Source organism: Bradyrhizobium sp. ORS 285 (genome assembly GCF_900176205.1).
In the GTDB taxonomy this organism is placed as follows: Bacteria; Pseudomonadota; Alphaproteobacteria; order Rhizobiales; family Xanthobacteraceae; genus Bradyrhizobium.
Genome location: NZ_LT859959.1, coordinates 32,972 through 45,953, shown reverse-complemented (window position 1 = coordinate 45,953; position 12,982 = coordinate 32,972). Strand labels below are relative to the sequence as shown.

General features: G+C 66.0%; 14 protein-coding genes. 10 read left to right on the top strand and 4 right to left on the bottom strand.

All coding sequences use genetic code 11. From position 1 onward, the window contains the following. The first annotated feature begins 55 nt into the window (after window positions 1–55). Entirely contained in the window at window positions 56–466 is a 411-nt protein-coding gene (locus BRAD285_RS00235) for a (deoxy)nucleoside triphosphate pyrophosphohydrolase (RefSeq protein ID WP_006610239.1), read from the top strand. A gap of 107 nt (window positions 467–573) precedes the next feature. Here the strand turns inward: BRAD285_RS00235 and BRAD285_RS00230 are convergent, their stop codons facing one another. Further along, complete coding sequence (locus BRAD285_RS00230) at window positions 574–1,422, bottom strand: methyltransferase domain-containing protein (protein ID WP_006610240.1); 849 nt, start codon at window positions 1,420–1,422, stop codon at window positions 574–576. Window positions 1,423–1,500: 78 nt separating this feature from the next. On the opposite strand from BRAD285_RS00230, the gene BRAD285_RS00225 reads away from it, so the two are divergent. The 5 genes from BRAD285_RS00225 (at window position 1,501) to BRAD285_RS00205 (ending at window position 4,585) form a co-directional block, all read left to right on the top strand. Continuing rightward, entirely contained in the window at window positions 1,501–2,304 is an 804-nt protein-coding gene (locus tag BRAD285_RS00225) for a ComF family protein (protein WP_006610241.1), read from the top strand. 30 nt (window positions 2,305–2,334) lie between these two features. Beyond that, on the top strand, window positions 2,335–2,610 hold the full coding sequence (gene grxC, locus BRAD285_RS00220; protein WP_006610242.1) for a glutaredoxin 3: 276 nt from the start codon (window positions 2,335–2,337) through the stop codon (window positions 2,608–2,610). Further along, complete coding sequence (locus tag BRAD285_RS00215) at window positions 2,607–3,485, top strand: carbon-nitrogen hydrolase family protein (RefSeq protein ID WP_006610243.1); 879 nt, start codon at window positions 2,607–2,609, stop codon at window positions 3,483–3,485. The genes grxC and BRAD285_RS00215 overlap by 4 nt, the downstream gene beginning before the upstream one ends. After that, window positions 3,482–3,964, top strand: a complete 483-nt coding sequence (locus BRAD285_RS00210; RefSeq protein WP_006610244.1) for a DUF1178 family protein — start codon at window positions 3,482–3,484, stop codon at window positions 3,962–3,964. Before BRAD285_RS00215 ends, BRAD285_RS00210 begins: the two co-directional genes overlap by 4 nt. 183 nt (window positions 3,965–4,147) lie before the next feature. Continuing rightward, a complete protein-coding gene (locus BRAD285_RS00205; protein ID WP_035645058.1) occupies window positions 4,148–4,585 on the top strand; it encodes an EamA family transporter in 438 nt (145 codons plus the stop codon). Here the strand turns inward: BRAD285_RS00205 and BRAD285_RS00200 are convergent, their stop codons facing one another. Further along, the gene (locus tag BRAD285_RS00200; RefSeq protein WP_006610246.1) at window positions 4,586–5,485 is read right to left on the bottom strand and encodes an EamA family transporter; all 900 of its coding nucleotides are present in this window, start codon (window positions 5,483–5,485) and stop codon (window positions 4,586–4,588) included. It abuts the gene before it with no gap. A 239-nt stretch (window positions 5,486–5,724) separates the two neighbouring features. Between BRAD285_RS00200 and BRAD285_RS00195 the strand changes: the two genes are divergently transcribed. Further along, window positions 5,725–6,006, top strand: coding sequence for a GIY-YIG nuclease family protein (locus BRAD285_RS00195; protein WP_006610247.1), 282 nt, complete (start codon window positions 5,725–5,727; stop codon window positions 6,004–6,006). 416 nt (window positions 6,007–6,422) lie between these two features. Here the strand turns inward: BRAD285_RS00195 and ubiG are convergent, their stop codons facing one another. Together ubiG and BRAD285_RS00185 are read right to left on the bottom strand one after the other, a co-directional pair. After that, window positions 6,423–7,187 (bottom strand): bifunctional 2-polyprenyl-6-hydroxyphenol methylase/3-demethylubiquinol 3-O-methyltransferase UbiG, encoded by a 765-nt coding sequence (gene ubiG / locus BRAD285_RS00190; protein ID WP_083846337.1) that lies wholly within the window; start codon window positions 7,185–7,187, stop codon window positions 6,423–6,425. Between the two features lie 47 nt (window positions 7,188–7,234). Next, entirely contained in the window at window positions 7,235–7,702 is a 468-nt protein-coding gene (locus BRAD285_RS00185; protein ID WP_006610249.1) for a PH domain-containing protein, read from the bottom strand. Window positions 7,703–7,848: 146 nt separating this feature from the next. Here BRAD285_RS00185 and BRAD285_RS00180 point away from each other — a divergent pair, with 146 nt between their 5' ends. The 3 genes from BRAD285_RS00180 to prfA all read left to right on the top strand — a co-directional run bounded on the left by BRAD285_RS00180 (window position 7,849) and on the right by prfA (window position 12,822). Further along, a complete protein-coding gene (locus BRAD285_RS00180) occupies window positions 7,849–9,105 on the top strand; it encodes an aspartate kinase (RefSeq protein ID WP_006610250.1) in 1,257 nt (418 codons plus the stop codon). A gap of 301 nt (window positions 9,106–9,406) precedes the next feature. After that, window positions 9,407–11,674 (top strand): phosphoenolpyruvate--protein phosphotransferase, encoded by a 2,268-nt coding sequence (ptsP, locus tag BRAD285_RS00175; protein WP_035645038.1) that lies wholly within the window; start codon window positions 9,407–9,409, stop codon window positions 11,672–11,674. A gap of 62 nt (window positions 11,675–11,736) precedes the next feature. Beyond that, a complete protein-coding gene (gene prfA, locus BRAD285_RS00170) occupies window positions 11,737–12,822 on the top strand; it encodes a peptide chain release factor 1 (RefSeq protein ID WP_006610252.1) in 1,086 nt (361 codons plus the stop codon). Window positions 12,823–12,982: the final 160 nt, after the last annotated feature.

Sequence of the window (12,982 nt, the reverse complement as noted above, 5' to 3'; positions counted from 1 at the left end):
GGCGCCGCCGGCTCGTCGAATTCGGCGAGCGCGGGCGCCGAACACCGACCGGATCATGCCCGACTTGAAACTCACCCTCGTGGTCGCCTGCGCCCTCGTCGACACCGACAACCGCGTGCTGCTGGCGCAGCGCCCGCCCGGCAAGACGCTCGCCGGCCTCTGGGAATTTCCCGGCGGCAAGCTCGAGCCCGGCGAGCGTCCGGAGGCGAGCCTGATCCGCGAACTCGACGAGGAGCTCGGCATCGCCGTGCGCGAGGCGTGTCTGGCGCCGTTGACCTTTGCGAGCCACGCTTACGAGACGTTCCACCTGCTGATGCCGCTGTACATCTGCCGGCGCTGGGAAGGGGTCGTGACCGCACGCGAGGGCCAGCAACTGGCGTGGGTGCGACCGAACAAACTGCGCGACTATCCGATGCCGCCGGCGGACATTCCGCTGTTGCCTCATTTGATCGATTTGTTGATGTAGCAAGGCGGCGCCTTACCGTGACCCTTCATGCGAGGGCTTGACCCACGCATCAATCATCTTGCGAAGAGGATGGATCGCCGGGTCAAGCCCGGCGATGACGAGCGGTATCATTCCTCGCGCGGAGCACGCCTCACCGCCGCCTCCAGGCTCGCGGTCGCGGATCCCGGCTTCAGCGGCTTCTGCTGGCTGTCGTGCGGCGCCCAGCCGGAGATCCAGATGATGTCGAAGGTGGCGCGGAGGCGGCCGTCGGGATCGGCAAAACGCTCGGCGTAGATTTCGGCCATGCGCAGCAAAGTGGCGCGGCGCAGGGGCGTGCGGCGGCGCTCGACCAGGCTGTTGGCCGCGCCCATGCGGCGGAGATCCTGCATCAGCCCGAACGCGCTGGCATAGCGGACCACGACGCGATCGACATCCGTCACCGGCAGCGCAAAACCGGCCCGCTGCAGCAGACCGCCGACGTCGCGCAGATCGGCAAACGGCGCGACCCGCGGCGACACGCCGCCCTCGCATTCAGCCTCGGCCGCCGCGAACGATTGCCTGAGCTCGGTCAGAGTGTCGCCGCCGATCATTGCCGCCAGCAACAGACCATCGGGCCGCAAGGCGCGACGGATCTGCACCAGCAGGCCGGGGAGGTCGTTGACGAACTGGAACGCGAGCGCCGACAGCACGAGATCCAGCGATTGCGGCGCGAGCGACAGCGTTTCGTCAGCAGTATCGGGCGGAGCCAGATGCAGCGGCTGCGCGATGCGCCCGATCAGATGCGGCGCCAGGCCCACGCCCGGCGTCCACACATCGGCGGCATCCGTGAAGGAGCGGTTCACCGCGGCAAGGCGATCTGCGAGATCCTCCGCGACGCGCTCGAGCAAGAAGGTCTCCGGTGCCCTCGCAGCCCGCTGCTGCCTGAGCGCAAGCAGGCGTCGATCGAACAAAATGGGAGCGCTGGCGGGTTGGGTCATTGCGGCTGGTTACGCCGTTCCTTGAGGACGGGCAATGCGCCGCTTGAGCCGGACAGGCCGCGCGGCTAGCCTCAACACATGGGCCTCAGCTTTGCTCCAATCAGCATCGGGCAACTCCGCGCCGCCGCCAACGCCGCGCGCGGCGCCTGCGGCCATCTGGCCAAGCTGGCGCTCGACATCGCCTTGCCGACCCTGTGCATCGCCTGCCGCGAGCCGGTCGACGGCGAAGGCGTCTGCGCGACGTGCTGGGGCAAATTGTCCTTCATCGAGCGGCCCTATTGCCCGAAGCTCGGGATTCCCTTCGTCTATGATCCCGGCCCCGAATTGCTGTCCATGGAGGCGATCGCGGGGCCGCCGGCCTATGCCCGCGCCCGGGCCGCGGTGCGCTATGACGAGGTCGCGCGCACCTTGGTGCATCAGCTGAAATATCAGGACCGCACCGATCTGGCGCCGATCATGGGCCGCTGGATGGCCCGCGCCGGCCGCGAACTGCTGGCCGATGCCGACCTCGTGCTGCCCGTACCGCTGCATTGGCGGCGCGGCTTTTCCCGTCGCTATAACCAGTCCGGCGCTCTGGCCCGGGTGGTCGCCCGCGCGAGCGGCGTCCGAATGAGCGGCGATACGCTGCGCCGGGTCCGCGCCACCGAGCAGCAGGTCGGCCTGTCTCGCGCCCAGCGCGCCAGCAATGTGCAGGGCGCATTCCAGGTATCCTCAGACCGCCTGCATGACGTGCAGGGGCGGCGCGTCGTGCTCGTCGACGACGTCCTGACCACGGGCGCGACGGTGGATGCCTGTGCCCGCGCGCTGCTGCGCGCCAAGGCGGCGGAGGTCAGCGTGCTGGTCTTCGCCCGGGTTGTCGATGCCCCTCGCGCTCCCATATAATCTCTCACTTCCGTAACAGCTGAGCGCGACATGACCGCTGCGATTGAAATCTATACCCGTCCGGGGTGCGGCTACTGCACGGCCGCCAAATCGCTCCTGACCCGCAAGAACGTTCCCTTTACCGAATACGATGCGGGCAAGGATCCTGATGTCCGGCAGCAGATGTATGATCGCGTCGGCCCCGGCTCGACCTTCCCGCAGATCTTCATCGGCAAGACCCATGTCGGCGGCTGTGACGACCTCTACGCACTCGATCGCGAGGGCAGGCTCGACGCCATGCTGGCCGGAGACAAGGCAACATCATGAGCAACGACCGCAGCTTTACCGCCGCCATGGTGCAGATGCGCACCTCGCTCCTGCCCGAGCCAAGCCTCGAGCAGGGCACCAGGCTGATCCGGGAAGCGGTCGCCCAAGGCGCGCAATACGTCCAGACGCCGGAAGTGAGCAACATGATGCAGCTCAACCGGACGGCGCTGTTCGAGCAGCTCAAGAGCGAGGAGGACGATCCCTCGCTCAAGGCCTATCGCGCGCTCGCCAAGGAGCTGAACATCCATCTGCATATCGGTTCACTGGCGCTGCGCTTCTCACCTGAGAAGGCCGTGAACCGCTCGTTCCTGATCGGGCCGGATGGCAACGTGCTGGCGAGCTACGACAAGATCCATATGTTCGACATCGACCTGCCTGGCGGCGAGAGCTACCGCGAGTCGGCCAACTACCAGCCGGGCGAGACGGCGGTGATCTCCGATCTGCCGTGGGGCCGGCTGGGTCTGACGATCTGCTATGACGTCCGTTTCCCGGCGCTGTATCGCGCGCTCGCCGAGAGCGGCGCGTCGTTCATAAGTGTGCCTTCGGCGTTCACCCGCAAGACCGGCGAGGCGCATTGGCACACCTTGCTGCGCGCCCGTGCCATCGAGACCGGCTGCTTCGTGTTCGCCGCCGCCCAATGCGGCCTGCACGAGAACAAGCGCGAAACGTTTGGCCATTCGCTGATCATCGATCCCTGGGGCGAGATCCTCGCCGAGGGCGGCGTCGAGCCCGGCGTGATCGTCGCCAAGATCGATCCCTCCAGGGTCGAGAGCGTGCGCCAGACCATCCCCTCGCTGCAGCACGGCCGCCGCTTCGGCATCGCCGATCCCAAGGGCGGACCGGACTATCTGCACCTCGTGCGGGGCTCGGCATGATCCGCTACGCGTTGCGCTGCGAGCGTGACCACACGTTCGAAAGCTGGTTTCAGAGCTCCTCGGCCTACGACTCCCAGGTGAAGCGCAAGCTGGTGGAATGCCCGACCTGCGGCTCGACCAAAGTCGAGAAAGCGATCATGGCGCCGCGCATCGTCAGCAAGAAGGGCCGCGAGGTGGCGCCCGTGCCCGCCGCTCCTGCGCCGGTGCCGGCGCAGGAGGTCATTCCGCCCGGACCGACCTCGCTGCTGATGGCGCAGGAGCGCGAGCTGCGCGCCAAGCTCAAGGAGCTGCGCGACCATATCGTCAAGAACGCCGACGATGTCGGCGAGCGCTTCCCGACCGAAGCGCGCAAGATGCATTACGGCGAGACCGAGCACCGGCCGATCTATGGCGAGGCCTCGCTCGACGAAGCCCGCGAGCTGATCGAGGAAGGCATCGAGGTCGCCCCGATCCCGGTGCTGCCGGACGATCGGAATTGACCAGCGAAGCTCGTCAATAGCTCTCGCTGCCGGTGAGGCGGGTGTGATCTCGGCATTCTCCGTCATTGCGAGCGCAGCGAAGCCATCCAGAATCCCGCGCGCAGCCCTGGATTGCTTCGCTGCGCTCGCAATGACGGTTGAAACATCTTGGCCTGAACTGCGACCTTCCTCCGGGAGATGACGATGTCCCCCCTCTCCTCCTCCTGGCAGCTCTGGGCTCTGCTCTCGGCGTTCTTTGCGGCCCTGACCGCCATCTTCGCCAAGGTCGGCGTGGAGGGCCTCAATTCCGATCTCGCTACGCTGATCCGCACCGCCATCGTGCTCGTGACATTGGCCCTGATCCTGTTCGCGACCGGCCAGCTCACAACTCCGGGCCCGATCTCCACCAAGAGCTGGATCTTCCTGACTCTCTCGGCGCTCGGCACCGGCGCGTCGTGGCTGTGCTACTTCCGCGCCCTGAAGTTCGGACCGGCAACGCTGGTCGCGCCGATCGACAAGCTCAGCGTCGTGCTCGTCGCCTTGTTCGGCGTGATCTTCCTCGGCGAGCGTCCGAGCCTGCAGGGCTGGATCGGCATCGCGCTGATCGCCTGCGGCGCCGTGCTGATCGCGATCAAGGGCTGACTAGACCGCAATCAGCAGCGCCACACCCGCCACGATCAGCGCGATGCCGCAGATCTCGCGCAGCGAGACCGGCTGCTTGAACGAGTAGTACGAGACGCCCTGCGCGAACAGCACCTCGATCAGCGCCAGCGTGCGGACGTTCGCCGCCGCGGTCAGCGCAAACGCCAGGAACCAGAATTGCGAGGCGAAGGCGCCGACAAAGCCAGCCATCATCGACGGCCGCCACAGCGACAGAATGCCCCGCAGGATGTCCGGCGCACGCGCCAGCAGGTAGACGGTGAGGATCGCCGTCTGCACGAACAGGCCCCAGACCAGCGTGTAGGACGCCGCCGTGACGAAGGAGACCCCTTCGACCGTAATGATAGCGCCGCGGAAGCCGACGGCAGACAGCGCGAATGCGGCCGCCGCGACCAGCCCCGTCACGGTCGGTTTCAACTCGGCAAAGCTCTTCTCGCCGCCGGGCCTCAGCGCGGTGATGACAACGCCGATCGTGGCGATCAGGATCGCAACGAGCTTCGGCAGCGACAGCGGATCGCCGAGGAAGATGAAGCCGAAGATCGCGGTCTGGATGGCCTCGGTCTTCAGATAGGCCGTCGTGACCACGAAGGAACGATCGGTCATCGCCAACAGCATCAGCCCGGTCGCAATGATCTGGCTGAGCGCGCCGAGCAGCAGCCACGGCCAGAACGAAGCCGGCGGCCAGGGCAGATGATCCCCGGTGGCCAGCAGCACGACCGTCAGGAACACCAGCGAGAACGGGAAACCGAACAGGAAGCGGATATTGGTCGCGCCCCAAGTCCCGAGCTTGGCCGTCAGCGACCGCTGCATCGCATTGCGCGCGACTTGGCCTGCGGCGGCGACGAGCGTGAAGGGGATCCAGAGTGAGGTGATGGAGAGCATGGGGACACGGGAGCGGCTGTGAAGGCCGGCCACCGTGACCAGCGCGGCGCGCCGGGTCAACAGCCCATGCGGCGCCGCAGCCGCATGTCAGGCTTGCAGCTTGCGGCGAAAGACGAGACCTTCTTGTTTCCTGTGTGGTAAGCTCGCGAGATACGATCGGTGTCGTCCCTGCGAACGCAGGGACCCATAACCACCGGCTTCAATTGCGTTAGGCGGTCCATCCACGCGACGGCGCGGCGATGTACTACGTCTATATTCTCGCGAGCGGCCGTCACGGCACGCTGTATATCGGCGTGACCAACTCGATCCGGACGCGGCTACAGCAGCATCGCAACGGTCACGGCTCGGATTTCGTCAAGAAGTACGGCGTTTTTCGCCTCGTCTACGTCGAAACCTACGCGGCGGCCCAAGAAGCGATTAATCGAGAGAAACAACTGAAACGCTGGAAGCGCGACTGGAAGATCGAACTGATAGAGCGCGACAATCTTGAATGGCGCGACCTCAGCGACCTGATCTCCTAAAGTGCGATGAGATCAGGATGAATCGTCATCGCGCTTTAGGTCATTGTTTGCGCATGATCTTTTCGGAAAACCGCTGCGCACTTTTCCGGATCATGCTTTAGCGTGCCCCAAACCCCTCCCTGGGGTTATGGGTCCCTGCGTTCGCAGGGACGACACCGGTTGTAAGGCGACAGGCGGGCTAAACCAGCGACGCCGAGGAGAAACTGGTGAGAGTGAAAACGGCTGTCGTCCCGGGCAAGCCCGGTGACGCGAAGCGGCAGCGGGCGCCGACCCGGGACCCATACCGCGTGATCTGTCTTGGGGCAGGCTACGCGTTGAAACGATCGCGCCCCAATCGACGCCCGGGGTTATGGGTCCCTGCGTTCGCAGGGACGACACCGGTTGTGAGGCGACAGGCGGGGCTACGGGAGGCCCCGCTACACCATCTGCTCCGCGACCATCATGTAGTTCACATCCATGTCACCCGACAGGCTCCAGCGGTCGGCGAAGGGGCTGTAGACGACGCCGCTCTGCTCGGTAATGACAAGGCGGTTGTCGAGCAGGTACTTCGTCAGCTCGTCGGGGGTGACGAACTTGCTCCATTCATGCGTGCCGCGCGGCAACCAGCGCAGGACGTATTCGGCGCCGACGATGGCGAGCGCGAAGCTCTTCCAGTTGCGGTTCAGGGTCGAGACCACCATCAGGCCGCCCGGCTTCAGCACCGCGGCGCAGCGGCCGAGGAAGGCGCCGACATCGGTGACGTGCTCGACCACTTCCATGGCCAGCACGATGTCGAAGCGCTCGCGCGGGTCCATCTCCTCGATCGTGGTGCAGCGGTAGTCGATCGACAGATGGCCTTTCTCCGCATGCAGCTTCGCGGCGGCGATGTTGCTGGCGGAGGGATCGACGCCGACGACCTGCGCGCCGAGCCGCGTGAACGGCTCACACAGCAGGCCGGCGCCGCAGCCGATGTCGAGCATGCGCAGGCCCGACAGGCAGTTCAGGCTCTTGGCGTTGCGCTCGAACTTCCGGCAGGCGGCATCGCGGATGTAGGTCAGGCGCAGCGGATTGATCTTGTGCAAGGGCGCCATCTTGCCCTTGGGGTCCCACCAGGTCTCGGACAGTTTGGAGAATTTTGCGATCTCCGCGGGATCGACGGTCGAGCCGGAAGAAACAGGGCTGCTGCGGGAATCCTGAGGCATTGTCATCGTTGACTACTCAATTATCGAAGCTGGACGCGACGGGGGCGCTAACGCGCCGTGATGGCGTTGCGGAATGCCAGCGGCTCCGCGATGGTCGAAATGGTTTCCTTGCCTTCGCCCACGCCCAAAATGGTGACGTCGCCGTAATTGAGAATGCGTCCCATGATGGTCTGATTGACGTCGACGCTCTCGACCTTGTCGAGCGCCATCTCGAAGGTGCGGCGGCGAATGAAACCGGTCTTGTGGACCACGCGGCGGTTGGTGACGTCGGTCTCGGTGGTCAGGCGATGGAACCAGGCCCGGACCGTCCAATACAACGACACCACCGCAATCACGGCGGCGGTCGCCAGACACAGCATCACGAGGTTGTCGTTCACCGTCATGCGGGAGAGGACGAGCAATCCAAACACGACGATCCAGGCCCCGATCGCCGGCAGGTAGAACATCCAGTGCGCATTGGTCGAATACAGCACCTTCTCGCCGGGTTGCAGGATTTCGTCGATGTAACGCGCCATGCCAGTCCTCTACCCCACTCCATCACCACAAGGAACCGTCTTGCCCCCAGCCGCGCCGCTATGTATACGCGCGTTTCGGCTGGCGCGCCTCCGGTTTCCGCGCGAGCCGGTCAACTTATCCTCCTGATGGGAATGAGCGCGTCGTCATGGGTCGCCTCGTGCTGAAATTCGGCGGCACATCCGTCGCCAACATCGACCGCATCCGCAACGTCGCGCGCCACGTCAAGCGCGAGGTGGATGCCGGTCATGAGGTCGCCGTCGTCGTCTCGGCGATGTCCGGCAAGACCAACGAGCTGGTGGCCTGGTGCACCGAAGCCTCGCCGATGCATGACGCGCGCGAATACGACGCCGTCGTGGCCTCGGGCGAGCAGGTCACATCCGGCCTGCTGGCGATCGTGCTGCAGAGCATGGGCATCCAGGCCCGCTCCTGGCAGGGCTGGCAGATCCCGATCAAGACGAGCGACGCCCATGCGTCAGCGCGAATCGTCGACATCGACGGCTCCGAGCTGATCAAGCGGTTCCAGGAGCGCAAGGAGGTCGCAGTCGTCGCCGGCTTCCAGGGCATCAATGCCGAAACCGGGCGAATCACCACGCTGGGCCGCGGCGGCTCGGATACCTCCGCCGTGGCGATCGCCGCCGCGATCAAGGCCGACCGCTGCGATATCTATACCGACGTCGACGGCGTCTACACCACCGACCCCCGCGTGGTGCCGAAGGCCAAGCGGCTCGACAAGATCGCCTTCGAGGACATGCTGGAATTGGCGTCCCAGGGCGCCAAGGTGCTGCAGGTCCGCTCGGTGGAACTGGGCATGGTCCACAACATGCCGATCTTCGTCCGCTCCTCATTCGACAAGCCCGAGGATATCGACCCGCACGCCAACCAGCCGCCGGGGACGCTGATCTGCAGCGAGGAACAAATCATGGAAAACCACGTCGTGACCGGCATCGCCTTCTCCAAGGACGAGGCCCAGATCTCGGTGCGCCAGATCGAGGACAAGCCGGGCATCGCGGCCTCGATCTTCGGGCCGCTGGCGGATGCCAACATCAACGTCGACATGATCGTCCAGAACGTCTCCGAGGACGGCAAGACCACCGACCTGACCTTCACCGTGCCGGCAACCGACTATAACCGGGCCCGTGAGACCATCACGGCAGCCAAGGACAAGATCGGCTACCAGCGCATGGATACTGCGACCGACGTCGCCAAGGTCTCGGTGATCGGCTCGGGCATGCGCAGCCACGCCGGCGTCGCCGCCAAGGGCTTTGCGGCGCTCGCCGCCCGCAACATCAACATCCGCGCGATCACCACCTCCGAGATCAAGTTCTCGGTGCTGATCGACGCCGCCTATACCGAGCTGGCCGTCCGGACGCTGCATACGCTCTACGGACTGGACCAGGCCTAGGAAAAATCTCCCCTGCTGCGGCGATGTCCCGTTCTGTAACAGCGGGACATCGCGCAGACGTGCGCGAAAGCCGTTGACGCCGCCGCCGGTGGCAGGCGTTTTGCTTGGCAAAACAAGCCCTAATTCGCTATACGCCTCGCAGGATGGCTGCCGCGAACTGTGCTCCAGTGATGGTTGTCCTGATTCGACCTGGCATCCTCGACGTGCGAAGGTAGCGAATCAAGAAAGCTGTTCGATTTCGCGAGTTTAGCGCCAGTTCGGCCGCGTGCCGGTCTGGCCCCAGGAAGGGGGATTGTGCCACATGCGAAGCACGTCGGGAGGCCCCCGCGTCCTGCTCAGACGGCTTCGCGAGACCATGGCGGAGCAGGTCTCGGCACAGGAGCGGCTCGACAAGATCGTGGTGCTGATCGCGGCCAACATGGTCGCGGAGGTCTGCTCGGTCTATGTGCTGCGCGTCGACAACACGCTCGAACTCTACGCCACTGAGGGTCTGAACCGCGACGCCGTCCACATCACGGTCATGAGCGCGCATGAGGGCCTGGTCGGCCTCGTCGCCAGCGAGGCCACCCCGCTCAATCTGAGCGACGCGCACAGCCACCCGGCCTTCTCCTATCGCCCGGAGACCGGCGAAGAAATCTACCATTCCTTCCTCGGCGTGCCGATCCTGCGCGCCGGCAACACGCTCGGCGTGCTGGTGGTGCAGAACCGCGCCAAGCGCACCTATGTCGAGGAAGAGGTCGAGGCGCTGCAGACCACCGCGATGGTGCTCGCCGAGATGATCGCCTCGGGCGAGCTCGCGGCGCTGGCGCAGCCCGGCGCCGAGCCGGCGGTGCGGCACTCCATCCACAAGAACGGCGCGGTGCTGTCGGACGGCATCGCGCTCGGCCATGTCGTGCTCCACGAGCCGCGCGTCGTCGTCAACAACTACATCGCCGAGGACCTGCCGAAGGAGATCAAGCGGCTTGACGCAGCGCTGGTGAAGCTGCGCGCCGATCTCGACCGCATGCTGGAGCGCGGCGACGTCGCCGATGGCGGCGAGCATCGCGAGGTGCTCGAAGCGTACCGGATGTTCGCCAACGACCAGGGCTGGTCGCACAAGCTGCACGAAGCCGTCGCCACCGGCCTCACGGCCGAAGCTGCCGTCGAGCGCGTCCAGTCCGACACCCGCGCCCGCATGCTGCGCTCGACCGATCCGTATTTGCGCGAGCGGCTGCACGATCTCGAGGATCTCGGCTACCGCCTTCTGCGCCAGCTGGTCGGCCAGGACCATGCCCCGAGCCGCGATCACCTGCCCGACAACGCCATCCTGATCGCGCGTGCGATGGGCCCGGCGGCGCTGCTCGACTACGACCGCAAGCGGCTGCGCGGCCTGGTGCTGGAGGAAGGCACCGCCAACTCGCATGTCGCGATCGTCGCCCGCGCGCTCGGCATTCCCGCCGTCGGCGAGGTGCCGAACGCGCCCGGCATCGCCGATCCCGGCGACGCCATCATCGTCGACGGCACCTCCGGCTCGATCTATGTGCGGCCGTCGGCCGAGATCGAATCCGCCTATGCCGAGCGGGTGCGCTTCCGCGCCCGCCGTCAAGCGCAGTACAGCGAGCTGCGCAACAAGCCGTGCAAGACCAAGGACGGCCAGCCGGTCGAGCTGATGATCAATGCCGGCCTCGTCATCGACCTGCCGCATATCGAGGACACCGGCAGCGCCGGCATCGGCCTGTTCCGCACCGAACTGCAGTTCATGGTCTCTGCCAGCCTGCCCCGCTCCAGCGATCAGCTCGCGCTGTATCGCACGGTGCTCGACGCGGCGGGCAGCAAGCCTGTCACGTTCCGCACACTCGACATCGGCGGCGACAAGGCCTTGCCCTACATGGAGACCGTGATCGAGGAGAATCCCGCGCTCGGCTGGCGCGCGATCCGACTCGGGCTCGATCGTCCAGGCTTGCTGCGCGGCCAGATCCGCGCGCTGCTACGCGCCGGCGGCGGCCGCTCGCTGCGCATCATGTTCCCGATGATCTCGGAGGTCGCCGAGTTCGACACCGCCAAGGCGATCGTCGAGCGCGAGCTGACTTATCTGCGCCAGCATGGCCACACGCTGCCGGAGCGCGTCGACATCGGCACCATGCTCGAAGTGCCGGCGCTGCTGTATCAGCTCGACGAGCTGCTCTCGAAGGTCGATTTCATCTCGGTCGGCTCCAACGATCTGTTCCAGTTCCTGTTCGCCGTCGACCGCGGCAACGCCAAGGTCTCCGAGCGCTTCGACACGCTGTCGACGCCGATCCTGCGCGCGCTGCGGGAGATCGTGTGCAAGGCCAAGGCCGCCAAGCGCTCGGTGTCGCTGTGCGGCGAGATGGCCTCCAAGCCGATCGGCGCGCTGGCGCTGATCGCGCTCGGCTACCGCTCGCTGTCGCTGTCGGCGACCGCGCACGGCCCGGTCAAGGCGATGATCCTGGAGCTCGACGCCGCCAAGGCCGAGGCGAAGATGGCCGAGTGGCTCGCCGCACCGGCCGGCAGCTTCTCGATGCGGCAGAAGCTGACCGAGTTCGCCGAGAGCGAAGGCCTCGCGCTGTAGCGGGCCAGCCACGGCCCGCGCGTCTTCCGTCCGTATCGTTTGTTTCCAGATCAGATTGCATCATGTCGTCGCTCCCCGAAGCCAAACTGGACGTTCTATTGGCGCACCACGCCTCGCTCGAGGCGGAGCTGCTCGGCCAGGTCAATTCCGACCGCTACGTGCAGATCACCCGCGAGCTCGCCGAGCTCAATCCGCTGATCGAGGCGGTGAAGGCCTATCGTGCAGGCGTCAAAGAACTCGCCGACACCGAGGCGCTGATCGCCGATCCCGAGACCGATGCCGAGATGCGGGCGATGGCGGAGACCGAGCGCGACGAGCTGATCGCGCGCCGCGGTGAGCTGGAGCAGAAGATCCGCGTCGCGCTGCTGCCGAAGGACGCGATGGACGACCGTAACGTCGTGCTCGAAATCCGCGCCGGCACCGGCGGCGACGAGGCCTCGCTGTTCGCCGGCGACCTGTTCCGGATGTATGAGCGCTTCGCGAGCTTGCAGGGCTGGAAGGTCGAGGTGATCGCGGCGTCCGAGGGCACCGTCGGCGGCTACAAGGAAATCATTGCGGAGGTGCAGGGCCGCGGCGCCTTCGCCAAGCTGAAATTCGAATCCGGCGTGCATCGCGTGCAGCGCGTGCCCGACACCGAGACGCAGGGCCGCATCCACACCTCGGCTGCGACCGTGGCCGTGCTGCCCGAGGTCGAGGACGTCGATGTCGACATCAAGCAGGACGATCTGCGCATCGAGACCATGCGCGCGCAAGGCGCCGGCGGCCAGCACGTCAACAAGACGGAATCAGCGATCCGCATCACGCACATTCCCACCGGGATCGTGGTGATGATGCAGGACAGCCGCTCGCAGCATAAGAACCGCGCGTCGGCGATGAACATCCTGCGCTCGCGCATCTACGATGCCGAGCGGCAGAAGGTCGACGCCGCGCGCTCCGCCGAGCGCAAGGAGAAGGTCGGCTCCGGCGACCGCTCCGAGCGCATCCGCACCTATAATTTCCCGCAGGGGCGCGTCACCGACCACCGCATCAACCTGACGCTCTACAAGCTGCCGCAGGTGATCGCCGGCGAAGCGCTGGGCGAGCTGATCGACGCGCTGACGACGGAGCATCAGGCCGCGCAGCTCGCCGCGCAGGGCGCTGCGGCGTGATGAGCGCCCGCGCATTGCGAGAGGCGATGCTGCGATCCTGCCTCGACACAAACGGTGTCGTCCCGGCGAACGTCGGGACCCATAACCACCGGCTTTCGTGGTTGTCGCAGAAGGTCACTCCGACCGCCCGTCCCGCACTTGCACGGCGTATGGATCCCCG

Excerpts from the sequence above, each read along its gene's own strand:
- BRAD285_RS00235 (WP_006610239.1), top strand. The coding sequence starts at position 56 with ATGCCCGACTTGAAACTCACCCTCGTGGTCGCCTGCGCCCTCGTCGAC.
- BRAD285_RS00230 (WP_006610240.1), bottom strand. The coding sequence starts at position 1,422 with ATGACCCAACCCGCCAGCGCTCCCATTTTGTTCGATCGACGCCTGCTT.
- BRAD285_RS00225 (WP_006610241.1), top strand. The coding sequence starts at position 1,501 with ATGGGCCTCAGCTTTGCTCCAATCAGCATCGGGCAACTCCGCGCCGCC.
- grxC (WP_006610242.1), top strand. The coding sequence starts at position 2,335 with ATGACCGCTGCGATTGAAATCTATACCCGTCCGGGGTGCGGCTACTGC.
- BRAD285_RS00215 (WP_006610243.1), top strand. The coding sequence starts at position 2,607 with ATGAGCAACGACCGCAGCTTTACCGCCGCCATGGTGCAGATGCGCACC.
- BRAD285_RS00210 (WP_006610244.1), top strand. The coding sequence starts at position 3,482 with ATGATCCGCTACGCGTTGCGCTGCGAGCGTGACCACACGTTCGAAAGC.
- BRAD285_RS00205 (WP_035645058.1), top strand. The coding sequence starts at position 4,148 with ATGTCCCCCCTCTCCTCCTCCTGGCAGCTCTGGGCTCTGCTCTCGGCG.
- BRAD285_RS00200 (WP_006610246.1), bottom strand. The coding sequence starts at position 5,485 with ATGCTCTCCATCACCTCACTCTGGATCCCCTTCACGCTCGTCGCCGCC.
- BRAD285_RS00195 (WP_006610247.1), top strand. The coding sequence starts at position 5,725 with ATGTACTACGTCTATATTCTCGCGAGCGGCCGTCACGGCACGCTGTAT.
- ubiG (WP_083846337.1), bottom strand. The coding sequence starts at position 7,187 with ATGCCTCAGGATTCCCGCAGCAGCCCTGTTTCTTCCGGCTCGACCGTC.
- BRAD285_RS00185 (WP_006610249.1), bottom strand. The coding sequence starts at position 7,702 with ATGGCGCGTTACATCGACGAAATCCTGCAACCCGGCGAGAAGGTGCTG.
- BRAD285_RS00180 (WP_006610250.1), top strand. The coding sequence starts at position 7,849 with ATGGGTCGCCTCGTGCTGAAATTCGGCGGCACATCCGTCGCCAACATC.
- ptsP (WP_035645038.1), top strand. The coding sequence starts at position 9,407 with ATGCGAAGCACGTCGGGAGGCCCCCGCGTCCTGCTCAGACGGCTTCGC.
- prfA (WP_006610252.1), top strand. The coding sequence starts at position 11,737 with ATGTCGTCGCTCCCCGAAGCCAAACTGGACGTTCTATTGGCGCACCAC.